Origin of the sequence: Pseudomonas sp. M2 (assembly GCF_015751845.1) — a bacterium.
Lineage (GTDB): Bacteria > Pseudomonadota > Gammaproteobacteria > Pseudomonadales > Pseudomonadaceae > Aquipseudomonas > Aquipseudomonas putida_E.
On sequence record NZ_JADOUD010000001.1, the window covers coordinates 1,781,960 to 1,802,426 of the forward strand.

The following is a 20,467-nucleotide window of genomic DNA, read 5'->3' on the forward strand; positions in this document are numbered from 1 at the left end:
CGGCCCATCGCGACACAAGGCCGCTCCTACACAGGACCGCGGAATCCTGTAGGAGCGGCCTTGTGTCGCGATCGAGGGCGCAGCCCTCGCAAACTGGTACTGCCCATGAAAACCTCAACCTTCGCCACCCTGCTCTGCCTGCCCCTGCCGCTTCTGGCCGCCGAACGCGACGACGCCCTGAAGCTCACCGACGTGCTGATCAGCGCCAACCGCCAGGTCGAATCACGCACCGCCACCAGCGCCGCCAACACCGTTTTCACCCGCAACGACATCGACCGCCTGCAACCGACCAGCGTCACCGACCTGCTCGCCCGCGTGCCAGGCGTGCAAGTCGCGCCCACCGGTGGCCGCGGTAGCCTGCCGGGTATCTTCATCCGCGGCACCAAGGCCGCGCAGAGCCTGGTACTGGTCGACGGTGTGCGCATCGCCAACGCCACCTCGGGCGACAGCGGCCTGCAGTTTCTCGACGTCGACCAGATCGAGCGTGTCGAAGTGCTGCGCGGCTCACGCTCGGCGATCTACGGCAGCGATGCCATCGGCGGTGTCATTCAGATCTTCACCCGTCGCAGCAACGGCACGGGCCTGCAGCCGCGCCTGCGCATGGCGGCAGGCAGCAACCAGACCTGGCAACGCAGCCTGGGCCTGTCCGGAGGCGAGGGCGCGACCCGCTTCAACCTGGGCGCCAGCCTGGACGAAACAGCAGGCATCGACTCGACCGGCCCGTCCTTCGCCAGCGACGGCGATCATGATGCCTACCGCAACAAGTCGTTCAACCTGAGCCTGAGCCACACCTTTGGCGAACGTTTCGAAGCCGGCCTGAACCTGCTCGACAGCCAAGGGCGCAGCGAGTACGACAATCCGTTCGGTGGCTTCGACCCGGTCACCTTCGAAAGCTTCGGGCAAAAGCCCTACACCGACTTCAGCGTCAGCAGCCTGGGTACTTACTTCGATGCACAGCTCAATGACGTGTGGCATTCACGCCTGGAGCTGGGCCATAGCGAAAACCGCGACGACAAGCGCGACAAGCTCAGTGACGAACGCTCGGTGTTCAACACCTATCGCGACCAGGTCACTTGGCAGAACGACCTGGCCCTGAGCGAGCGGCAGAACCTGTTGATCGGCGGCGACTGGTACGAAGACCGCGTGCACGCCAGCACCGATTTCAGCGAAGACAGCCGCTGGAACCGCGCCGCTTTCATCCAGCATCGCTTGCGCGGCGAGCACGTCTCTACCGAACTGGGCGTGCGCCGCGACCAGAACCAGCAGTTTGGCGGCCAGACCACATGGAGCGGTAGCCTGACCGTGCCGCTGAATACGCACAACGATGTGCTGCTGTCCTACAGCGAAGGCTTTCGTGCGCCGACCTTCAACGACTTGTACTACCCGCAGTACAGCAACCCGCAGCTGGACCCGGAGCATTCCAGAAGTTACGAGCTGCAATGGCGCAGCCAGCTCAGCCGCGACAGCCGCCTGGAAACTTCGCTGTACCGTACTGACCTGCGCGATGCGATTATCTTTGGCCAGGACTCGATCCCGCGTAATGTGGCCTCTGCGCGTATCAACGGCGTGGAAATGGCACTGGAGCAACAGTGGGGCCAATGGCGCAGCCAGCTGGGCCTGGCGTTGATCGATCCACGTGATCGTGACAGCGGCCACACCCTCGCCCGCCGCGCAAGGCGCACCTTGAGCCTGGACCTGGACCGTCAATTCGAGCGTTTTACGGTAGGAGGCAGCTGGCAGGCCGTCAGCGCCAGTTACGACGACGAGGCCAACCGCAACCGCCTCGGCGGCTATGGCTTGCTGGGCCTGCGCAGCAGCTGGGCAGCGACCGACGAGCTGAAGCTGGAACTAAAGCTGGATAACCTGCTGGACAAAGGCTACAGCCGTGCGCTGTACAGCTACGATGGCGCCAGCTACGGCTACCGCGAAGAGGGCCGCACGGCCCTGTTCAGCGTCACCTGGACGCCGGCGCTTTAGCTTCGAGCAGCGCACACAAGCGGGCGGTGGCTTCGATCATCTGCCCGCTGGGCCGCTCCAGGCCCTTGTCCGGCACCACCAGCAGACGATCACCGGCCACAGCGCCCAAATCTGGCCAGGCCTTCCAGCTTGCCAACTGCCCCTGGTCGCCAGCCAGAATCACCTGCGGATCGCGCATCAGCACTGATTCCACATTCACTTGCGGTGCCGGCTGGCTCAGGTCGGCAAAGATATTGCGCGCCCCACACACCGCCAAGGCATCACTCACCACCTGTCGCCCACCCAAGGTGTACAGCGGCCGGTCCCAGACCTGATAGAACACCCGTAGCGGCTGTTCACGCCGATAGTGCTGACGCAGTTGCCGCAACCGTTCACGCAGGCCTCCCACATAACGCCGCCCCTGCTGTGCCCGCCCTACACGCACGGCAATGGCCTCGATCTGTTCAAGCAGTTGCTCAAGGTCGTGGGGTTCTGCACTGTAGGTCGCGATACCCAGGCGCGTAAGCTGATCGCGCTGGGCCGGAGCCACACTGCCGGGCCAGAGCAACAGCAGGTCAGGCCTGAGGCTGAGCAGGCGTTCCATGTCCAGTTGCCCCTGGCGCCCTACCGAAGGCAGGTGGCGCAGCGCCGCTGGGCGCTCGCCGCCGTCGAGCACGCCCACCAGCAGGTCATCGGCCTGCAGCTCAAGCATGATTTCGCTCATCGAAGGCGCAAGGCTGACCACGCGCAGAGGCTCGCCAGCCTGGACGGTGCAGGCCAGCAGCGCCAGCAGGCAGAGCAGGCGGCGCATCACCCCAGCTGACGCGGGATGCGGTAGAGGTAAAGCACCACCACTGTGGATAACGCCAAGAGGATTTGCGGCACAGCTTCGAGCCCTACCAGCACCGACAGCGCGGCGACCCAGGCAGGGAAACAGGCGAACAGCATGGCCATGCGCCGCACCCGGGCCAACTCGATCCAGGCAGCCGGCTCTTCAGCCGTGCCAAGCAACTTGGAGGTGGCGATCAAAGCACGCTTGTAGGCGCCGAAACGCGGCAGGCTGAGGAACATGGTTGCCGCACCGGCGATGAACAGCGGCATCGCCAGCACCGGGATCAGCGCATCGCCACCGCCAAAGGCCCAGGCCATCACCGGTAGCGGCACCAGGCCAACCGCCAGGTATTGCCACCAGGCCAGCGCCAGGCGCCGCTTCACCTCGCTGCGGGTCACGCCTGGGGGACCTCACCCTGGTGTTCGTTACCCAGCATGTGGCCAAGCTTGTCGGCCTTGGTCGCCAGGTAGTAACGGTTGTGCGGGTTATGCCCGGTATGCAGCGGCACGCGCTCGGCAACCTTGATGTTCATGTCGGTTAGCGCCTTGACCTTGCGCGGGTTGTTGGTCATCAGGCGCAGCGATTTCACGCCCAGGTGCTCGAGCATCGGCAGGCAGATCGCGTAATCACGCTGGTCGGCAGCGAACCCCAGACGCTCGTTGGCCTCTACAGTGTCGGCACCACCATCCTGCAACTCATAGGCGCGGATCTTGTTCAGCAGGCCGATGCCACGGCCTTCCTGACGCAGGTAAAGCAGCACGCCGCGCCCTTCACGGGCAATGGCCTGCAGGGCGGCTTCCAGTTGCGAGCCGCAGTCGCAACGCTGGCTGAACAGGGCATCGCCAGTCAGGCACTCGGAGTGCAGGCGCCCCAACACCGGCTCACCGTCGGCGATGTCACCCAGGCTGAGCACCACGTGCTCACGGCCGGTGGCTTCGTCGAGGAAACCATGCATGGTGAAAGTCGCGAAGGGGGTCGGGAGTTTAGAGGCGGCAACAAAGACGACGGGCACGTTGTGCTCCTGGATAAGTAGGAAAATTCTCGTGAAGCGATTGTATCAGCAGGTCAGCGCCTGTGCGCTGGCTGAATACCGTGGGTTAAGATCGAAAAGTTCGATGTTCGGTTAGCCTGTGGCAGCCCATGGTGCTATTGAGGCTTGCTGTCGGCAGTAAAGGGATACGGCTGTTTCCAGTGCTGGAAGATAGGCTTCAACTCGCCGCTGCGTACCAGTTCAGCCATGCGTCTGTCGAACAGTTCACGCAGGGCCTTGCCGTGCTCGTTGCGGGCAAAGGCCAGGTACAACGGCAGTTCGGCGACATGGGTTCGCCGGAACCGTTCTGGCTGAGAGGTTTGGCCAAGCACGTAGTCAACTTCGGTCAGCGCATCGATGTAGAAGTCCACGCGATCATGCTCAAGCATTGGCAGGATGCCTTCGCGGCGCTGAATCTCGCGCGACTCCTTTACGTTCGGCAGGTAGCTGCCGTAATCGTAGCCACGCACCCAGGCCAAGCGATACTGACCAACGGTCTCCAGGGTAGGCACCGGTTTGCTGGCAAGCCCCAGCGCATAGATGTGGTCCATGTCGAAGTGCCAACGCGGGTAGAGATTGTCGTCGTTCTCATCCTTGTAGGAACCGACCCAGGCATCGGCCTCGCCGCGTTTGACCAGCCCGACGGCACGGCTGTAAGGAGCACTCTTTGCCACCACCTTGACGCCGGCAGGCTCAAAGACCTTGCGCAAGACATCCCAGGCCACGCCGGTACCATCGGCATTGGTGTAGTCCAGCCACTCTTCACTGACCAGATGGACCTGTTTCGGTACGCCTTCGGCCGCCAGCGCCCCATGGGCAACGCTGAACAAAATTGCCAGCAGCACAGTCCGAATGGCCATCAAAGCGCTCCCTGTCTCAGCCTACCGCCCACACCAGAACCTGCATGCCCAGCCAGGCGAACACGCCGGCCAGGATATCGTCGAGCATGATGCCGACACCGCCATGCACATGGCGATCGATCCAGCGAATCGGCCATGGCTTGAGGATGTCGAAGAAGCGGAACATCAGGAACCCCGCCAGAATCCACTGCCACCCTTGCGGCACAAGCCAGAGGGTGATCCACATGCCGACCATTTCATCCCAGACAATGCCTTCATGGTCGTGCACGCGCAAGTCATTGGCGACTTTACCGCACAGCCAGAAGCCGAACAGCATGGTGATGCCCAGCAGCAGCCAGTAACCCCAATCGGGCAGCATCTGCCACAGCGGGATGAACGGAATGGCCACCATCGAGCCCCAGGTGCCGGGGGCCTTGGGCAGCGTGCCCGAACCGAAGCCGAAAGCGATGAAGTGCCACGGGTTGCGCCAGACCGATGGCGGAACGAACTCCGCAGGCACCTGGTTGGGGTGGTCGGTCACGGTGTCTCCCTAAAGTGTTGATAGCCCCGCTGTACGGGGGTGATGTCCTGGCCTTGGGGGTCACGCAGGGTCACGCCCTGCCCTTGGAGCACTCGGCCGACGACATGTACGCCGGCGTCCGCCAGGGATGAAAGCGCCTCAGGCGGCAGGGTGAACGCCAATACGTAATCGTCGCCACCGGTGAGCGCCGCTTGCACCGCCGCGTCGCGGCCGAGAAAGGCCTCTAGTGCAGGAGACACTGGCACCTGCGCCAGGTTCACCTCAAGGGCGACCCCGGAGGCCTTGGCGATGTGCCCACAATCGGCAAGCAGGCCATCGGAAATGTCCAGCGCCGCCGTCGCCCGCCCGCGCAAGCGCCGGCCCAGGCCGAGTTGAGGCAGCGGCGACCAGTAGTGGGCCAGCAGGGGCTCGGCCTGCTCGGCAGGCGCTTCCCGCTCGCCCAGCACCAACGGTAACGCACCGGCTGCCTTGCCCAGCACGCCCCCCACACACAGCAGGTCACCCGGCCGGGCACCGCTGCGGCGCAGAGCCTGGCCAGCCGGGACGCTGCCCAAAACAGTGACGGTGATGCTCAAGGGGCCGCGGGTGGTGTCGCCACCAATCAGGCTCATGCGGCAACGCTGGGCCATGCGGCTGAGGCCGTCGGCGAAGGCGGCGAGCCAGTCGGTACCGACATCGGGCAGGGTGAGGGCAAGGGTGAAGCCGATGGCATTGGCGCCCATGGCTGCAAGGTCGCTGGCCGCCACGGCCAGTGCGCGCTGCCCCAGCAAGCGCGGGTCACAGACCGTCGGGAAGTGCACCCCGGCAACCAGGGTGTCGGTAGACACCGCCAACTGCTCGCCCGGGGCAAGCTCGAGCAAGGCGCAGTCGTCGCCAATGCCCAGTGCCACGCCCTCACCGCCCTGCGCACAGGGCGCGGCGGCGAAGTAATGGTTGATCAGCTCGAACTCACCCATGGCTCGACAGCGCCAGGATCAGCGCTTGTTCGCCTTGACTTCTGCTTCGCGCAGCGAAGGTGCCAGCTTGTCCAGCACGCCGTTGACGAACTTGTGGCCGTCAGTGGCGCCGAAGACCTTGGCCAGCTCTACGCCTTCGTTGATCACAACGCGATACGGTACATCGACACGCTTGATGAACTCCCAGGTGGACAGGCGCAATACGGCCAGTTCGACCGGGTCGAGCTCTTCCAGGGCGATGTCCATGCACGGTTTCAGCGCGCTGTCGATTTCGCTCTTGATGGCCGGAACCCCATGCAGGATTTCGCGGAAATAGGCGCCATCTACATCGGTAAAATCGTTATCGACCCGGAACTGCGCTTCGATCTCGTTCAGCGAATGCTGAGCCATGTGCCATTGGTACAGGGCCTGGGTCGCGAGCTTGCGGGCTTCGCGGCGCTTGGCGCTCTTCGATGGCTTGCCGGCATCCGCAGGTTTTGGATCGCGCGGGTTGAAACGATCGCTTTCGTCGCTAATCACTTGGCCTCCAACTGCGCCAGCAGGCTGACCATTTCCAGAGCGGACAGGGCAGCTTCAGCACCTTTGTTACCGGCCTTGGTGCCGGAACGCTCGATGGCTTGCTCGATGGAGTCGACGGTCAGGACACCGAAGGCCACCGGCACACCGAACTCCATGGACACCTGGGCCAGGCCCTTGGTGCATTCGCCCGCCACGTATTCGAAGTGCGGGGTACCGCCACGGATCACTGCGCCCAGGGCGACGATCGCGTCGTATTCACCTTGCTGGGCGACTTTCTGAGCCACCAGCGGGATTTCGAACGCGCCCGGGGCACGGATGATGGTGATGTCGCTTTCGCTGACACCGTGGCGTACCAGGGCATCAACGGCACCGCTCACCAGGCTTTCTACGACGAAGCTGTTGAAGCGGCCAACCACCAAAGCATAGCGACCTTTGGGGGCAATGAAGGTACCTTCGATGGTCTTCAGGGTCATTCCGATGTTCTCATCTTCAAGAGCGAGGCCGCGCTCTGGCGGCCTCGGGAGGGTTTGGACTCGAGCGTGAGGGCGCAAGCGCCGCCTCAAGTCACTCGGAGGGCACGTATTCTACAACTTCCAGATCGAATCCGGATATCGCATTGAATTTCATCGGCGAACTCATCAGGCGCATCTTGCGCACGCCAAGGTCACGCAGGATCTGCGAACCGGCACCCACAGTGCTGTAGGTGGTCGGTGCCTTGGTCGGTGCATCGCCTGCGCTTTCGCGGATATGTGCCAGCAGCACATCGCCATCCAGTGGGTGGCCCAGCAACAGCACCACGCCGCTGCCGGCCTCGGCAACCGCGGCCATGGCGGCGCGAAGGCTCCAGCGGCCAGGCTGCTTGACCAGCAGCAGGTCGCGCAGCGGGTCCATGTTGTGCACACGCACCAGGGTCGGTTCTTCGGCGCAGACCTTGCCCAGGGTCAGGGCCATGTGCACATCGCCTTCCACGGCGTCGCGGTAGGTGACCAGGTTGAACTCACCCAGCTCACTCTCGATCGGCTGCTCGGAAACGCGCTGCACGGTGCGTTCGTGGATCATCCGGTAGTGGATCAGGTCGGCAATGGTGCCGATTTTCAGGCCGTGCTCGGCGGCGAACACTTCGAGCTCGGCGCGACGCGACATGGTGCCGTCATCGTTCATCACTTCACAGATCACGCCGCTCGGCTCGAAACCGGCCATGCGCGCCAGGTCGCAGGCGGCCTCAGTGTGGCCGGCGCGTGCCAGGGTACCGCCGGGCTGGGCCATCAGCGGGAAGATGTGGCCCGGGCTTACGATGTCTTCGGCCTTGGCATCCTTGGCGGCGGCTGCCTGCACGGTACGTGCGCGGTCGGCCGCCGAGATGCCGGTGGTAACACCTTCGGCCGCTTCGATCGACACGGTGAACTTGGTACCGAAGCCCGAACCGTTGCGCGGCGCCATCAGCGGCAGCTTGAGCGTTTCGCAACGTTCGCGGGTCATCGGCATGCAGATCAACCCACGGGCGTGCTTGGCCATGAAGTTGATGTGCTCAGGCAGGCAGCACTCGGCCGCCATGATGATGTCGCCTTCGTTTTCACGGTCTTCGTCATCCATGAGGATGACCATTTTGCCCTGGCGGATGTCTTCGACCAGTTCTTCGATGCTGTTGAGCGCCACGCGGCACCCCCTTCTCAATCAGGATTTCAAGAAGCCGTTGGCGGCCAGGAAGCTTTCGGTAATGCCACTGCCCTTGCTCGGTTCGCCAGCCTTGTCGCCCAGCAGCAGGCGCTCCAGGTAACGGGCCAGCAAATCGACCTCAAGGTTGACCCGACGCCCTGCGCGGTAGTCGGCCATGATGGTTTCGGACAGGGTGTGCGGGACAATGGTCAGCTCGAACTCGGCGCCATTGACCTCATTGACCGTCAGGCTGGTGCCGTCGACGGTGATCGAACCCTTGTGGGCAATGTACTTGGCCAGCTCCTTGGGTGCACGCACGCGGAACTGGATGGCGCGAGCGCTATCGCTGCGCGAGATGATTTCGCCGACACCGTCGACGTGGCCGCTGACCAGGTGGCCGCCCAAGCGGGTGGTCGGGGTCAGGGCCTTTTCCAGGTTGACCTTGCTGCCGCTCTTGAGGTCGATGAAAGCGGTGCGCTTGAGGGTCTCGACGCTGACGTCGGCCCAGAAGCCATCGCCCGGCAGTTCGACGGCGGTCAGGCACACGCCGTTGACGGCGATGCTGTCGCCGAGCTTGACGTCACCCAGGTCGAGCTTGCCGGTCTCGACGTAGACGCGCACGTCACCGCCCTTGGGGGTCAGGCTGCGGATGGTGCCGATGGATTCGATGATGCCGGTGAACATGGGGACTTCCTCAAAAACGGGTTGCGCAGGGCAAGCCCGGCATTATACGCCGGGCGCCGGCAGAGGGATGGCCGTGACCCGCCAGTCATCGCCCACTGCACGCATTTCGGTAATTTTCAGCCGTGGCGCTTCGCTCATCTTCGACAGCGGCCAGTCCAGCAACGGACGGGCCTGGGAGCCAAGGAAGGTGCCGGCGACAAACAGCTGGTACTCGTCGATCAGGCCCAATTGTGCAAAAGCGCCGACCAGGCCAGCGCCGGCTTCCAGCAGGATGTCGTTGACGCCACGCGCTGCAAGTGCCTGCATCAAGGCGAGCAGATCGACCTGGCCATTGCTGCCCGGCAGGCTGAGCAGCTCGTGGCCAGCCTGGGCGTACCGCGGGTCGTTCCCCCTGGCGGTTACCACCAGGGCCGGGCCAGCCTGGAAGAACGGCGCGTCCAGTGGCAGGCGCAGGCGGCCATCGATCAGCACGCGCAAGGGGGGGCGGCTCAGCGCCAGCGCGGTGGTGTCGGGGTCCAGGCCCAGCTCGGCGCCGCGCACGGTCATCCGTGCGTTGTCGGCCAATACGCTGGCGGCGCTGGTCAGTACCACGCTGGCACGGGCACGCAGGCGCTGCACTGCAGAGCGGGCGGCAGGGCCGGTGATCCATTGGCTTTCACCGCTGGCCATGGCGGTGCGGCCATCCAGGCTCATGGCCAGCTTGGCCCGCACGAACGGCAAGCCGTGCTCCATGCGCTTCAGGAAACCGGGGTTCAGGCCACGGGCCTGGGCTTCGAGCACGCCGCTGGCGACTTCGATGCCCGCTTCGGCCAGGCGGCGCAGGCCCTGCCCGGCGACCTGCGGGTTGGGGTCCTGCATGGCTGCCACCACCCGCGCCACACCAGCCTGTACCAGCGCTTCGGCGCACGGTGGGGTGCGGCCATGGTGGCTACAAGGCTCGAGCGTCACGTAGGCACAGGCGCCGCGGGCACGCTCACCGGCCTGGCGCAGGGCATGCACTTCGGCATGTGGTTCACCGGCGCGCACATGCCAGCCCTCACCCACCACTTCGCCGTCACGGACGATCACACAACCCACGCGCGGGTTGGGGTGAGTGGTGTAGATGCCCTTGCGGGCAAGCTCCAGGGCACGGGCCATGTAATGGGCGTCGAGGATCGCGGTCTGGCTCGGCATGCTCACTCTTTAGCCGGCTCGCGGGCCAGGCGGTCGATTTCTTCGCGGAATTCATCGAGGTCCTGGAAGCGGCGGTACACCGAAGCGAAACGGATGTAGGCCACTTCATCGAGCTTGCGCAGCTCGGCCATCACCAGCTCACCCACCACCAGCGACTTGACCTCGCGCTCACCCGTAGCGCGCAGCCGGCTCTTGATATGTGCCAGGGCCGCCTCGAGGCGTTCGACGCTGACCGGGCGCTTCTCCAGCGCGCGCTGCATGCCGGCACGCAGCTTTTCTTCGTCGAAAGGCTGGCGCGTGCCGTCCTGCTTGATCAGCCGGGGCAAGACCAGCTCGGCGGTTTCGAAGGTGGTGAAACGCTCGCCGCAGGCCACGCATTCGCGACGGCGGCGCACTTGTTCGCCCTCGGCGACCAGGCGCGAGTCGATGACCTTGGTGTCGTTGGCACCGCAAAAGGGACAGTGCATGGTGGCAGGCAACAAAAAAAGGGAGGGCCATGGTAGCGCATCCCACTGGCAAGACAAGCCAAAGGGGTTAACATCCAAGGTAAATCTGCCCCTGAAGGACTACCCCATGCATTATCGAGCGCTCGTCGTGCTGGGCTGCGCCGCCCTGCTCGCCGCCTGTGGCAGCGATCGGCCGAAGACCGAGCCAGCCCCGGCACCTGCGCCCGCCAAGGTGGCGAAAAAGGCCGAACCACTGGGCCCGCTGCCCGCCTATCAACGCGAACTGAGCGGTACCTTGCTGGAAATCCCCCGCGGTGCCGACGTGGAGCTGGCCTTGCTGGTCATCGACGAGCGCGACCGGCCGCAACAGCTTCTGGCCAGCAGCACCCTGACCGGGACCGGCCAGGCGCTGCCCTACCGCCTGCGCTTCAACCCGGAGGTCTTTCCGGCCGGGGCTCGGGTCGAACTGCGTGGCCGCGCCAGCCAGTCGGGCCAACTGATCATGCACCTGCCGCCCGTGCGCATCACCCAGGCCCAGACTCAGGCCACTGGCCCGCTGCGTTTCAAGAAGGCGCCTTAGGTGGCGCCGCTTGCCTTGCAACAGGCCCTCAGCGGCCTGATCGGCGAAGCGCGGCTGGTCGTCAGTGAACTGCCTGGGTGCGCGCTCAAACTCTGGTTGATCGACGATCAGAACATGGACCGCGCCTTCAGCATTGAAGAAACCCGGCGTATTCTCGAAGACCCACCGTACTGGAGCTTTTGCTGGGCCAGCGGCCTGGCCATGGCCCGCTACCTAGCCGAGCACCCTGAATGGGTGGCCGGCAAGCGCGTGCTGGACTTTGGCGCCGGCTCCGGTATCGCCGGCATTGCTGCAGCGCGCGCCGGGGCATTGGAAGTGGTGGCCTGCGATCTCGACCCGCTGGCACTCGATGCCAGCCGCGCCAATGCCGAGCTGAACGGGGTCGAGCTCAGTTACAGCAATGACTTCTTCGCCGAAGAAGACCGTTTCGACCTGATTCTGGTTGCCGATGTGCTGTACGACCGCGCCAATCTGCCGCTGCTCGATGCCTTCCTCGGCCGCGGTCGCCAGGCGCTGGTGGCAGACTCCCGAGTACGCGATTTCAGCCACCCGCTTTACCAGCAGTTGGGCGTGCTTGAAGCACTGACCCTGCCGGACCTGGCCGAGCCGCACGAATTCCGCCGGGTCAGCCTGTACCACGCCAGCCGCGAGCCTTTATAGTGGTGCCATTCACGGATTTGCGAGAGTCACGATGAGCCAGGAAACACCGTTTATCTTCGATGCCACCGATGCCAACTTCCAGCAACTGGTGATCGAAAACTCCTTCCACAAGCCGGTCCTCGTGGACTTCTGGGCAGAGTGGTGCGCGCCCTGCAAGGCGCTGATGCCACTGCTGGCGAAAATCACCGAGGGTTATCAGGGCGAGCTGCTGCTGGCCAAGATCAACTGCGACGTTGAGCAGCAAGTCGTTGCCCAGTTCGGCATTCGTAGCCTGCCCACGGTTGTGCTGTTCAAGGATGGCCAGCCGGTCGACGGCTTTGCCGGCGCGCAGCCGGAGTCGGCGATCCGCGCCATGCTCGAGCCGCATGTGCAGATGCCTGCCGCACCGGCCGCCTCGCCCTTGGAGCAAGCCAAAGGCTTGTTCGCCGAGAGCCGTTTCGCCGAGGCAGAGGCGTTGCTGCAGGCCCTGCTGGGTGAAGACAACAGCAATGCCGAGGCGCTGATCCTGTATGCCCGCTGCCTGGCCGAGCGCGGTGAGCTGGGCGAAGCGCAGATCGTGCTGGACGCGGTCAAGACCGATGAGCACAAGGCCGCCCTGGCCGGTACCAAAGCGCAGCTGACCTTCCTGCGCCAGGCTGCCAGCCTGCTGGAAGTCGCCGACCTGAAAAGCCGCCTGGCGCAGAACCCGCAGGATGATGAGGCGGCTTACCAGCTGTGCATCCAGCAACTGGCGCGCCAGCAGTATGAAGCGGCGCTGGATGGGCTGCTGAAACTGTTCCAGCGTAACCGCGCCTATGAAAACGGCTTGCCGCAGAAGGCGATGCTGCAAGTGTTCGACCTGCTCGGTGGCGACCATCCGCTGGTGGCTGTTTACCGCCGCAGGCTGTCTTCGGCCATGTTCTGATTCGCCCAACAGGCGAGGGCCATGCCCTCGCTCGTGGGGCAACACAGGCCTACAGCTTTACCCGATCCAGTGATACACCGGCGCATCCGCGCCACTTTCCACCTTCACCTCACTGCTGTGTCGCAACCGCACCAGCAGCCGCTTGCCCGCCGCCGTACTACCCGCCAGCCCTTCCAACCGGTCCAGCAATTCTGGCCCGTTCATCTGCCCCGCCTGACGCAGCACCTCCCGCGCAGCCGTCCACTGCCCGTCATCCTGGCGCGGCGCTGCCGCTATAGCCTGCGATACCGTTTCGGCCGCCACAGGCATTTCAAGCTGCCGCCCCAACTGCGCCCACTCTTCGGGCTCCAGCTCAATGCTCAGGTCCACCGGCCAGTCACCAATCTGTCCACGAATTCTCACGATGCATTCCTTCAAGCGCGTTCAATACCCTCATGCTACAACAACATGAAACCTGCACCACGCAGGCTGGCGGGACAGAGAAAAGTTGTTATAACATTACCAAATCATTCCCCGTCTGCTTCTGGAGTCGTCCATGCGTCGCCTGCTGCTCGCCCTGCCCTTCGCACTGCTGCCACTGGCCGTGGCTCATGGCCACGAAGGCCATGACCATGACCATGATCACGCCCACGGCACGCTCGGGGCGCATGAGCACGGTGTGGCCAAGCTCAATGTGGTGCTCGACGGCAACACCCTTGAGCTGGAGCTGGACAGCCCGGCAATGAACCTGGTCGGCTTTGAACACAGCGCCAGCAGTGATGCCGACAAAGCCAAGGTCGCCGCCGTGCGCCAGCAGCTCGAGCAACCTCTGAAGCTGTTTGGCCTGGCAGCGGCTGCTGGCTGCCAGGAAGATGCTCAGGAGCTGGAGAGCCCACTGTTCGGTGATACGGCAAAAGATGACGACGGTGATGAACATGAGCATGGCCACCAGCACAGCGACATCAGTGCGCACTATCAGCTCAAATGCTCCGCCCCGGAAAAACTCTCTCAGCTCGACCTCACACCGCTGTTCAAGACCTTCCCCGCCACGCAGAAAATCAATGTGCAGTTGATCGGCCCGAACGGCCAGAAAGGCCTGGAAACCTCGCCTGCCAAGGCCGTGGTCGCGTTCTGAATGAGCCTGCCGTTGATCGCGCTGCAAGACCTGGTGTTCGCCTGGCCAGGGCAGCCGCCATTGCTGGATATCCCCGCGTTTCGCCTGGAAGCAGGCGAGGCCCTGTTCCTCAAGGGCCCCAGCGGCAGTGGCAAGACCACCTTGCTGGGCCTGCTGGGCGGGGTGAACGTGCCAGCCCAGGGCCGTATCCAGTTGCTCGGCCAGGATCTCGGCAGCCTTGGCCAGGGCGCCCGCGACCGCTTTCGGGTCGATCACACCGGTTATATCTTCCAGCAGTTCAACCTGCTGCCGTTCCTCTCGGTACGGGAAAACGTCGAACTGCCCTGCCGCTTTTCGCACAGCCGGGCCGACCGCGCCCGCCAACGCCACGGCAGTGTCGACCAAGCTGCCCGCGAGCTGCTTGCCCATCTGGGCCTGAACGACCCGGCACTGCTTGCCCGCCGCGCCGACAGCCTGTCGATCGGCCAGCAACAAAGGGTGGCCGCTGCCCGAGCATTGATCGGCCAACCCGAGCTGGTCATTGCCGACGAACCGACCTCGGCACTGGATGCCGACACCCGCGAGGCGTTCATCCGCCTGCTGTTCGATGAATGTCGCGCCGCCGGCTCCAGCCTGTTGTTCGTCAGCCATGACCAGAGCCTGGCACCGCTGTTCGACCGTCATCTGTCACTGGCCGAACTCAACCGCGCAGCCAAGCCCCGGGAGGCCTGATGTACCTGCTTCGCCTTGCCCTGGCCAGCCTGGCCAATCGCCGTTTCACGGCGTTTCTCACCGCCTTCGCCATCGCCCTGTCGGTGTGCCTGCTGCTGGCGGTGGAACGTGTGCGCACCGAAGCACGCGCCAGTTTCGCCAGCACCATCAGCGGCACCGACCTGATCGTCGGCGCCCGCTCGGGTTCGGTAAACCTGCTGCTGTATTCGGTGTTCCGCATCGGCAACGCCACCAACAATATCCGTTGGGACAGTTACCAGCATTACGCCCAGGACCCACGGGTGAAGTGGGCGATTCCCATCTCGCTCGGCGACTCGCACCGCGGCTACCGGGTAATGGGCACCACCGGTGAATACTTCAGCCATTACCAGTACGGTCGCCGGCAGCACCTGGAGCTGAGCCAAGGCCGTGAGTTCGCCAGCGACCCGTTCGAGGTGGTGCTGGGGGCCGAGGTGGCCGAGGCGCTGCACTACAAGCTTGGCGACAAGCTGGTGCTTGCCCATGGCGTGGCGGCAATCAGCCTGGTCAAGCACGACGACAAGCCGTTCACCGTGGTCGGCGTGCTCAAACGCACCGGCACACCTGTCGACCGCACGCTGCACATCAGCCTGGCGGGCATGGAGGCGATCCATATCGACTGGCATAACGGCGTGCCTGCCCGTGGTGCCGGGCGCATCAGCGCCGAACAGGCTCGCGCCATGGACCTGCAGCCCGCCGCGATCACCGCGTTCATGCTGGGCCTGAACAGCAAGATCGCCACCTTCAGCCTGCAGCGCGAGATCAATGAATACCGCAGCGAGCCGCTGCTGGCGATCTTGCCCGGGGTAGCGCTGCAGGAGTTGTGGAGCCTGATGGGTACGGCCGAACAGGCGTTGTTCGTGGTCTCGCTGTTCGTCGTGTTGACCGGTTTGATCGGCATGCTCACGGCCATTCTCACCAGCCTCAACGAACGTCGCCGGGAAATGGCGATTCTGCGCTCGGTGGGGGCCCGGCCTTGGCACATTGCCGGGTTGCTGGTGCTTGAAGCGCTGGCACTGGCAAGTGCCGGTATCGTTGCCGGGCTTGGCCTGCTGTATGCCGGCATCGCCCTCGCCCAAGGCTACGTTCAGGCCAACTACGGCCTGTACCTGCCGCTGGCCTGGCCCAGCACGCACGAGTGGACGCTGCTTGCTATCATCCTCGGCGCAGCGCTGCTGATGGGCAGCGTGCCGGCCTGGCGCGCTTACCGGCAGTCGCTGGCCGATGGGTTGTCGATTCACCTCTGAGAAAACGCCATGTTCCGCGCGCTGTTTTTGTCCCTGCTGATGCTCGCCGCCCCCACCTGGGCGGCCGAACCCCGCGAACTCGACTGGCCTGCACTGATCCCGGAAGGCGCGCCGATCATCCCGCCGCAACTCGCCCCACTGCACGACATGTCGCAACTGAGCAGCGCCCTGTCCGCTGAGTCAGCCCCAGCGGCGCGCCAGCAAGCGCCCGATGCGCCGGTGGTCAAGGACCTGGACGGCCAGCAAATCAAACTTCCCGGCTATATCGTGCCACTGGAAGTCAGCGAAGAAGGTCGCACTACCGAGTTCCTGTTAGTGCCCTACTACGGCGCCTGTATCCATGTACCGCCACCGCCCTCCAACCAGATCGTGCATATTTTCAGCGAAATGGGCGTACGCGTCGAAGACCTGTACCAGCCCTACTGGATTGAAGGAAAGCTGCACGTCAGAGCCTCCAGCAGCGAACTGGCCGACGCCGGCTACCAGATGGAAGCCGAGAAAATATACGTTTATGAGCTGAAGTGAGAACTGTTTCTAATTCGTGAACGCAGTTCTTTGAGCTGGGTCAAACATTCGGTTTAGACGGCTCCGTACCATTGGACAACTTGATTACTCACGTCCTTTCGGAGCTTCCATGAACAAGTCCTTGCTCGGCGCCTCACTTGTGGCCCTTGCGCTCGCCGCCCCTGCCGCCCACGCCTACCAGGCGGGAGACATGATCCTGCGCGCAGGCGCGATCACCACCGCCCCGAACGAAAGCAGCGGCGACCTGAAGTTCGACGGCAACAAGGTGTCGGGCACCAAGGCGACCCTGGACAGCGACACCCAACTGGGCCTGACTTTCGCCTACATGCTCACCGACCACGTCGGCCTTGAACTGCTGGCGGCCACGCCGTTCCAGCACACCGTGGGCGTGAAGGGCCTGGGTGGCGGCCTGGACGGCAAGCTGGCCGACATCAAGCAACTGCCACCGACCCTGTCGCTGCAGTACTACCCGATGGCACCGAACTCGCGCTTCCAGCCGTACGCGGGCATCGGCATCAACTACACCCTGTTCTTCGACGAAGACCTGAGCAGCGCGCGCAAGCAACAAGGCTTCAGCAACCTCAAGCTGCAGGACTCGGTCGGTATCGCCGGGCAGTTGGGGATGGACTACATGCTCACCGACAACCTGTTGGTCAACGCTTCGGTCTGGTACGTCGATATCGACACCAAGGCCACCGTCGACGGCCCGAGCGCGCTGGGCTACAGCAAGACCAAGGTCAACGTGGAAGTCGACCCGTGGGTCTACATGGTCGGCCTTGGCTACAAGTTCTGACCACTGCGATGCAGGGCGGCCAAGGCCTGATGCCAGTCAGTTAGTCTCATTAGGGCTGCTACGCAGCCCATCGCCGGCAAGCCAGCTCCCACAAGGTGCGGAGTACATCAATCAGCGTGGGAGCCGGCTTGCCGGCGATGGGCCGCAAAGCGGCCTAAGTCAGGCCTTGCCGAGCAAGTGCGCCAGCCCTTCGACCATCGAAGTCGGCTGCGGAAAATCGAATCGTGCCAGCAAACGCTGGTTATCCGCCCGCGAGTGGCGAATGTCACCCGAACGAGCCTCGCCATAACTGACAGGCGGCAAGCTGCCGACCACGGTTTCCAGCGCCTTGAGCAACTGGTTCAGCGAAGTCGCTTGGTTCAGGCCGATATTCACCGCGCCCTCTTCCACCTGCGGCTGCTCGAGCGCCTGCACCATCACCTGCACCAGGTCGCCCACATACAGGAAATCCCGAGTTTGCTCGCCGTCGCCGAACACCGTGATCGGCAACCCTTGGGTGGCCCGCTCACTGAAAATGCTGATCACCCCGGAGTACGGGGACGAAGGGTCCTGGCGCGGCCCGAAGATGTTGAAGAAGCGGAACACCACCGGCTCCAGCCCATGCTGGCGGCGGTAGAAGTCCAGGTATTGCTCGCTGGCCAGCTTGTCCACCGCATAGGGGGTCAGCGGTGCCTTGGGCGTCTCCTCGGCAATCGACTGGCCTTCGCCGTTATTGCCGTACACCGCCGCGCTGGAGGCGAACAGCACCCGGCGCACACCCTGCAGGCGCATGGCCTCACAGACATTGAGGGTGCCGATGAAATTGCTCTGGTGGGTCTTTACCGGGTCTTCGACCGAAGCCTGCACCGAAGCCACCGCGGCCAAATGAACCACAGCGCTGCAACCTGCCGCGGCGCGCTGCACCAATGCGGCATCGGCAACATCACCCTCGACCAGCTCAAGGCGCGGGTTGCCCAGTTGCAGGTTGTCGCGCTTGCCAGTGGAAAGGTCGTCCAGCACACGCACCGCGTAGCCTTTAGCCAGCAACGCATCGCACAGGTGGGAGCCAATGAAGCCGGCGCCGCCGGTGATCAGGATGGGGGCGTCAGCCATGGCGGTAGAAACGGTCCAGTAGAGGCGGCAGGCCGGCGCGCCAGGCACGCGGCTTGATGCCGAAGGTATGAAGGATTTTCTTGCAGGCCAGCACCGCGTTCTGCGGCTCTTCACTGGCATCCGGGCGGGCGGCATGCGCCTGCGCGGTCGGTGCCTGCACGGCCAGCTGGCGATGCTGCCCGGCCTCGGTGAGGATCGCCTGGCCCAGCGCCAGCGGCGTGGTCGCCTCGTTACCGGCGTAGTGGTAAGTGCCCCACAGCGGCGCGGTGCAATCGAGCTGCTTGAGCACCGACAGGATCACCCGCGCGGCATCGTCGACCGGCGTCGGGTTGCCGCGGCGGTCATCGGCCAGCAACAGCTCCTGCGGTTGCTCGGCGCGGGTCAGGAAGCGGCCCAGGGCACCGTCGATGCTCTCGTCCAGCAACCAGCCGAAGCGCAGCAGCACATGCTGCGGGCAGGCCGCACGCACGCTCTGTTCGATGCGCCACAAGGCCTGGCCACGCAGGCCCAACGGCACGGGCTCATCTTTTTCGCTATAGGCCGTGGCACGCGAACCATCGAACACCCGGTAGCTGGAAGGCTGCACCAGGGTGATCTGGTGATGCTGGCACAGCTCCGCCAAGCGCTCCACCGCCCGCTCCTGCTGAGCCAGGCGCGGCTCGCTGACCGACTCGGCCTGGAACCAGTCGAAGTAGTAAGCCAGGTTGACCAGCGCATCGGGGCGATGATCGTCAAGCAGCTGGGTCAGGCTTGCTGGCGTCCAGCCGTCTTCCGGCGGGCGCGGCGCCAGAAATGCGATGTCCTCCTCGGCCCCGAGACGAATCAGCGCTTGCCCGAGGGCATTGCCACCACCCAACAGCATCAGGCGCATACGCATAGAGTCAGCAGATCCGAACAGGTTGATGAGGGAAAGGGTTCATTTTGCGGTTTCCAGACGGGGAAGTCCAACCCTGAGGCTGACAGCACTACCTACCTAAGACGATTCCTACCAGACCCATGGACATCCCCCACAGCTCGCAAGACCTCGACCTTACATCAGCGGTAAAAAATATCTGGCTAAATAGTCGGCGCCCTAACAATAAGTTTTACCTTTCCCTACATACAAGGAGAACAACAATGCCAGGGGTAAACGCTAAAGCCAGACCCGAGATCCTCCATCTCACATTCAGTAAACTTCAAGCCAGCATACTTGATCACGGCTCCAGACAAACTGCCGCCATCGGCGGCCCAGATGCCGCAGGCGCTGCTGCACTATCTGCCTGCCAGGCACTAATATTGAAAAGCTCACTGGACGATGTACAACTCGAATCGCTTGAAATATTTGCCTCCGGAAAAGCGGCAGCACTTGAATTCGCGGCAATGGAAGCCCCCCATGCCGACCCTGTACCAAAGTGCCTGGCAGACATTGAAACTCTGAAAACCGACCCCGCAATCCTCTATATGGCATCACGAAACCAGATTCTTTTGAACCTTGTCGACTACCGCTCATTCGCTTTCGATATCGACAATGGCGGCATGCAAGTACGGATTGTTGGTAATTTCAAAGGCGGTGGAGAACGATCGCTGCCGAATGAATTTAGCCACCATCACGCGGAACTGAGTTCCCATGCAGGCGTTCAGCTAGGTCCGCACACTGAACCTCCCTATACCTGCTCGGTTCAGTGCGAAGGTGAGCATTCCCCAGCCCCAAGCGCATTGATCCTGAGTGCAAGATGGAATCCATTACGGGAACCGACGCAAGTGATACCCGTACGCAATGCAATTTCAAAACTCAACGCCCTTGAGGGGCTGGCGTTATCTTCCAAGTCATTTTGCTTTACCCGCAGCGACTGCTTCGTTAACGATGAGCATCAGGGGATGAACGCAAGTTCAATACTTCAGTTCGATTCTAGAGGTGATTTTACCCTCCGCTATAATAGCTATAGACACTCATTGCACCATGAAGCCAGCCATTCAACACGACAGGCTTATCAAACATTGCAAGCCTTACTAGAAAACGAGCAACCCTACGACTTTCTACCAAGCCCTGACTCCGCAATATTGATTAATAACAGCCAGGCACTTCACGCTCGCGACATCGTCAAGGACAACCGAAGACTACTGGTTCGTCTATTCGGGTACTCACCTGATGCACGGCCGGTGACATTACAACAAGATCCACTGATCGTACGCGGCTAAGGCGGGGTAGAGA

25 protein-coding genes are annotated in these 20,467 nt (G+C 63.4%); 10 read left to right on the forward strand and 15 right to left on the reverse strand.

Going from position 1 to position 20,467, the window contains the following annotated elements; translation table 11 throughout:
• Positions 1–105 precede the first annotated feature (105 nt).
• Complete coding sequence (locus IWW33_RS08350) at positions 106–1,977, forward strand: TonB-dependent receptor (RefSeq protein WP_174140990.1); 1,872 nt, start codon at positions 106–108, stop codon at positions 1,975–1,977.
• Here the strand turns inward: IWW33_RS08350 and IWW33_RS08355 are convergent.
• The 12 genes from IWW33_RS08355 to nrdR form a co-directional block, all read right to left on the reverse strand.
• On the reverse strand, positions 1,955–2,767 hold the full coding sequence (locus IWW33_RS08355) for a cobalamin-binding protein (RefSeq protein WP_115273471.1): 813 nt from the start codon (positions 2,765–2,767) through the stop codon (positions 1,955–1,957). The genes IWW33_RS08350 and IWW33_RS08355 overlap by 23 nt on opposite strands.
• Entirely contained in the window at positions 2,767–3,186 is a 420-nt protein-coding gene (locus tag IWW33_RS08360) for a hypothetical protein (protein ID WP_046785101.1), read from the reverse strand. The genes IWW33_RS08355 and IWW33_RS08360 overlap by 1 nt, the downstream gene beginning before the upstream one ends.
• Complete coding sequence (gene ribA, locus IWW33_RS08365) at positions 3,183–3,800, reverse strand: GTP cyclohydrolase II (RefSeq protein ID WP_012312515.1); 618 nt, start codon at positions 3,798–3,800, stop codon at positions 3,183–3,185. Before ribA ends, IWW33_RS08360 begins: the two co-directional genes overlap by 4 nt.
• A 134-nt stretch (positions 3,801–3,934) precedes the next feature.
• A complete protein-coding gene (locus IWW33_RS08370) occupies positions 3,935–4,678 on the reverse strand; it encodes a transporter substrate-binding domain-containing protein (RefSeq protein WP_119688194.1) in 744 nt (247 codons plus the stop codon).
• A gap of 16 nt (positions 4,679–4,694) precedes the next feature.
• The gene (locus tag IWW33_RS08375; protein ID WP_046785099.1) at positions 4,695–5,198 is read right to left on the reverse strand and encodes a phosphatidylglycerophosphatase A; all 504 of its coding nucleotides are present in this window, start codon (positions 5,196–5,198) and stop codon (positions 4,695–4,697) included.
• Positions 5,195–6,154: a thiamine-phosphate kinase gene (thiL, locus tag IWW33_RS08380; RefSeq protein ID WP_174140991.1), complete on the reverse strand. Its 960-nt coding sequence runs from the start codon at positions 6,152–6,154 to the stop codon at positions 5,195–5,197. Before thiL ends, IWW33_RS08375 begins: the two co-directional genes overlap by 4 nt.
• An 18-nt stretch (positions 6,155–6,172) precedes the next feature.
• On the reverse strand, positions 6,173–6,673 hold the full coding sequence (gene nusB / locus IWW33_RS08385) for a transcription antitermination factor NusB (RefSeq protein ID WP_012312511.1): 501 nt from the start codon (positions 6,671–6,673) through the stop codon (positions 6,173–6,175).
• Positions 6,670–7,146, reverse strand: coding sequence for a 6,7-dimethyl-8-ribityllumazine synthase (ribE, locus tag IWW33_RS08390; protein WP_043210219.1), 477 nt, complete (start codon positions 7,144–7,146; stop codon positions 6,670–6,672). Before ribE ends, nusB begins: the two co-directional genes overlap by 4 nt.
• A 91-nt stretch (positions 7,147–7,237) precedes the next feature.
• Positions 7,238–8,329 carry a bifunctional 3,4-dihydroxy-2-butanone-4-phosphate synthase/GTP cyclohydrolase II gene (gene ribBA, locus IWW33_RS08395; RefSeq protein ID WP_012312509.1) on the reverse strand — a complete coding sequence of 364 codons (1,092 nt, stop codon included), beginning with the start codon at positions 8,327–8,329 and terminating at the stop codon, positions 7,238–7,240.
• Positions 8,330–8,347: 18 nt separating this feature from the next.
• Positions 8,348–9,013: a riboflavin synthase gene (locus IWW33_RS08400; RefSeq protein ID WP_046785096.1), complete on the reverse strand. Its 666-nt coding sequence runs from the start codon at positions 9,011–9,013 to the stop codon at positions 8,348–8,350.
• Between the two features lie 42 nt (positions 9,014–9,055).
• Complete coding sequence (gene ribD, locus IWW33_RS08405; protein ID WP_115273467.1) at positions 9,056–10,186, reverse strand: bifunctional diaminohydroxyphosphoribosylaminopyrimidine deaminase/5-amino-6-(5-phosphoribosylamino)uracil reductase RibD; 1,131 nt, start codon at positions 10,184–10,186, stop codon at positions 9,056–9,058.
• Between the two features lie 2 nt (positions 10,187–10,188).
• A complete protein-coding gene (nrdR, locus tag IWW33_RS08410; protein WP_008092351.1) occupies positions 10,189–10,653 on the reverse strand; it encodes a transcriptional regulator NrdR in 465 nt (154 codons plus the stop codon).
• A gap of 106 nt (positions 10,654–10,759) precedes the next feature.
• On the opposite strand from nrdR, the gene IWW33_RS08415 reads away from it, so the two are divergent.
• The 3 genes from IWW33_RS08415 to trxA are packed head-to-tail and all read left to right on the forward strand — an operon-like array spanning position 10,760 to position 12,776.
• Positions 10,760–11,212, forward strand: a complete 453-nt coding sequence (locus tag IWW33_RS08415; protein WP_012312506.1) for a YbaY family lipoprotein — start codon at positions 10,760–10,762, stop codon at positions 11,210–11,212.
• The gene (locus tag IWW33_RS08420) at positions 11,213–11,872 is read left to right on the forward strand and encodes a 50S ribosomal protein L11 methyltransferase (RefSeq protein WP_119688192.1); all 660 of its coding nucleotides are present in this window, start codon (positions 11,213–11,215) and stop codon (positions 11,870–11,872) included. It abuts the gene before it with no gap.
• Between the two features lie 31 nt (positions 11,873–11,903).
• Complete coding sequence (gene trxA / locus IWW33_RS08425; RefSeq protein WP_174140992.1) at positions 11,904–12,776, forward strand: thioredoxin; 873 nt, start codon at positions 11,904–11,906, stop codon at positions 12,774–12,776.
• 57 nt (positions 12,777–12,833) lie between these two features.
• Here the strand turns inward: trxA and IWW33_RS08430 are convergent, their stop codons facing one another.
• The gene (locus IWW33_RS08430; RefSeq protein WP_115273465.1) at positions 12,834–13,178 is read right to left on the reverse strand and encodes a hypothetical protein; all 345 of its coding nucleotides are present in this window, start codon (positions 13,176–13,178) and stop codon (positions 12,834–12,836) included.
• A 133-nt stretch (positions 13,179–13,311) separates the two neighbouring features.
• Here IWW33_RS08430 and IWW33_RS08435 point away from each other — a divergent pair, with 133 nt between their 5' ends.
• The 5 genes from IWW33_RS08435 to IWW33_RS08455 all read left to right on the forward strand — a co-directional run bounded on the left by IWW33_RS08435 (position 13,312) and on the right by IWW33_RS08455 (position 17,184).
• Complete coding sequence (locus IWW33_RS08435) at positions 13,312–13,890, forward strand: DUF2796 domain-containing protein (protein WP_174140993.1); 579 nt, start codon at positions 13,312–13,314, stop codon at positions 13,888–13,890.
• Positions 13,891–14,601 carry an ABC transporter ATP-binding protein gene (locus IWW33_RS08440; protein ID WP_161872777.1) on the forward strand — a complete coding sequence of 237 codons (711 nt, stop codon included), beginning with the start codon at positions 13,891–13,893 and terminating at the stop codon, positions 14,599–14,601.
• Positions 14,601–15,866, forward strand: coding sequence for an ABC transporter permease (locus IWW33_RS08445; protein WP_174140994.1), 1,266 nt, complete (start codon positions 14,601–14,603; stop codon positions 15,864–15,866). The genes IWW33_RS08440 and IWW33_RS08445 overlap by 1 nt, the downstream gene beginning before the upstream one ends.
• Before the next feature lie 9 nt (positions 15,867–15,875).
• Positions 15,876–16,391 carry a DUF3299 domain-containing protein gene (locus IWW33_RS08450; RefSeq protein WP_046785088.1) on the forward strand — a complete coding sequence of 172 codons (516 nt, stop codon included), beginning with the start codon at positions 15,876–15,878 and terminating at the stop codon, positions 16,389–16,391.
• Positions 16,392–16,500: 109 nt separating this feature from the next.
• Complete coding sequence (locus IWW33_RS08455) at positions 16,501–17,184, forward strand: OmpW family outer membrane protein (RefSeq protein ID WP_012312498.1); 684 nt, start codon at positions 16,501–16,503, stop codon at positions 17,182–17,184.
• 159 nt (positions 17,185–17,343) lie between these two features.
• Here the strand turns inward: IWW33_RS08455 and IWW33_RS08460 are convergent, their stop codons facing one another.
• Together IWW33_RS08460 and IWW33_RS08465 are read right to left on the reverse strand one after the other, a co-directional pair.
• Positions 17,344–18,276 carry an NAD-dependent epimerase/dehydratase family protein gene (locus IWW33_RS08460; protein ID WP_046785087.1) on the reverse strand — a complete coding sequence of 311 codons (933 nt, stop codon included), beginning with the start codon at positions 18,274–18,276 and terminating at the stop codon, positions 17,344–17,346.
• Complete coding sequence (locus IWW33_RS08465) at positions 18,269–19,153, reverse strand: sugar nucleotide-binding protein (protein WP_046785086.1); 885 nt, start codon at positions 19,151–19,153, stop codon at positions 18,269–18,271. The genes IWW33_RS08460 and IWW33_RS08465 overlap by 8 nt, the downstream gene beginning before the upstream one ends.
• Before the next feature lie 239 nt (positions 19,154–19,392).
• Here IWW33_RS08465 and IWW33_RS08470 point away from each other — a divergent pair, with 239 nt between their 5' ends.
• Positions 19,393–20,454, forward strand: coding sequence for a hypothetical protein (locus IWW33_RS08470; protein WP_115273462.1), 1,062 nt, complete (start codon positions 19,393–19,395; stop codon positions 20,452–20,454).
• Positions 20,455–20,467 lie beyond the last annotated feature (13 nt).

Excerpts from the sequence above, each read along its gene's own strand:
- IWW33_RS08440 (WP_161872777.1), top strand. The coding sequence starts at position 13,891 with ATGAGCCTGCCGTTGATCGCGCTGCAAGACCTGGTGTTCGCCTGGCCA.
- IWW33_RS08350 (WP_174140990.1), top strand. The coding sequence starts at position 106 with ATGAAAACCTCAACCTTCGCCACCCTGCTCTGCCTGCCCCTGCCGCTT.
- IWW33_RS08435 (WP_174140993.1), top strand. The coding sequence starts at position 13,312 with ATGCGTCGCCTGCTGCTCGCCCTGCCCTTCGCACTGCTGCCACTGGCC.
- IWW33_RS08450 (WP_046785088.1), top strand. The coding sequence starts at position 15,876 with ATGTTCCGCGCGCTGTTTTTGTCCCTGCTGATGCTCGCCGCCCCCACC.
- thiL (WP_174140991.1), bottom strand. The coding sequence starts at position 6,154 with ATGGGTGAGTTCGAGCTGATCAACCATTACTTCGCCGCCGCGCCCTGT.
- ribD (WP_115273467.1), bottom strand. The coding sequence starts at position 10,186 with ATGCCGAGCCAGACCGCGATCCTCGACGCCCATTACATGGCCCGTGCC.
- nrdR (WP_008092351.1), bottom strand. The coding sequence starts at position 10,653 with ATGCACTGTCCCTTTTGCGGTGCCAACGACACCAAGGTCATCGACTCG.
- ribE (WP_043210219.1), bottom strand. The coding sequence starts at position 7,146 with ATGACCCTGAAGACCATCGAAGGTACCTTCATTGCCCCCAAAGGTCGC.
- IWW33_RS08415 (WP_012312506.1), top strand. The coding sequence starts at position 10,760 with ATGCATTATCGAGCGCTCGTCGTGCTGGGCTGCGCCGCCCTGCTCGCC.
- IWW33_RS08355 (WP_115273471.1), bottom strand. The coding sequence starts at position 2,767 with ATGCGCCGCCTGCTCTGCCTGCTGGCGCTGCTGGCCTGCACCGTCCAG.
- IWW33_RS08470 (WP_115273462.1), top strand. The coding sequence starts at position 19,393 with ATGCCAGGGGTAAACGCTAAAGCCAGACCCGAGATCCTCCATCTCACA.
- IWW33_RS08400 (WP_046785096.1), bottom strand. The coding sequence starts at position 9,013 with ATGTTCACCGGCATCATCGAATCCATCGGCACCATCCGCAGCCTGACC.
- IWW33_RS08465 (WP_046785086.1), bottom strand. The coding sequence starts at position 19,153 with ATGCGTATGCGCCTGATGCTGTTGGGTGGTGGCAATGCCCTCGGGCAA.
- IWW33_RS08445 (WP_174140994.1), top strand. The coding sequence starts at position 14,601 with ATGTACCTGCTTCGCCTTGCCCTGGCCAGCCTGGCCAATCGCCGTTTC.
- IWW33_RS08455 (WP_012312498.1), top strand. The coding sequence starts at position 16,501 with ATGAACAAGTCCTTGCTCGGCGCCTCACTTGTGGCCCTTGCGCTCGCC.
- trxA (WP_174140992.1), top strand. The coding sequence starts at position 11,904 with ATGAGCCAGGAAACACCGTTTATCTTCGATGCCACCGATGCCAACTTC.
- IWW33_RS08460 (WP_046785087.1), bottom strand. The coding sequence starts at position 18,276 with ATGGCTGACGCCCCCATCCTGATCACCGGCGGCGCCGGCTTCATTGGC.
- IWW33_RS08370 (WP_119688194.1), bottom strand. The coding sequence starts at position 4,678 with ATGGCCATTCGGACTGTGCTGCTGGCAATTTTGTTCAGCGTTGCCCAT.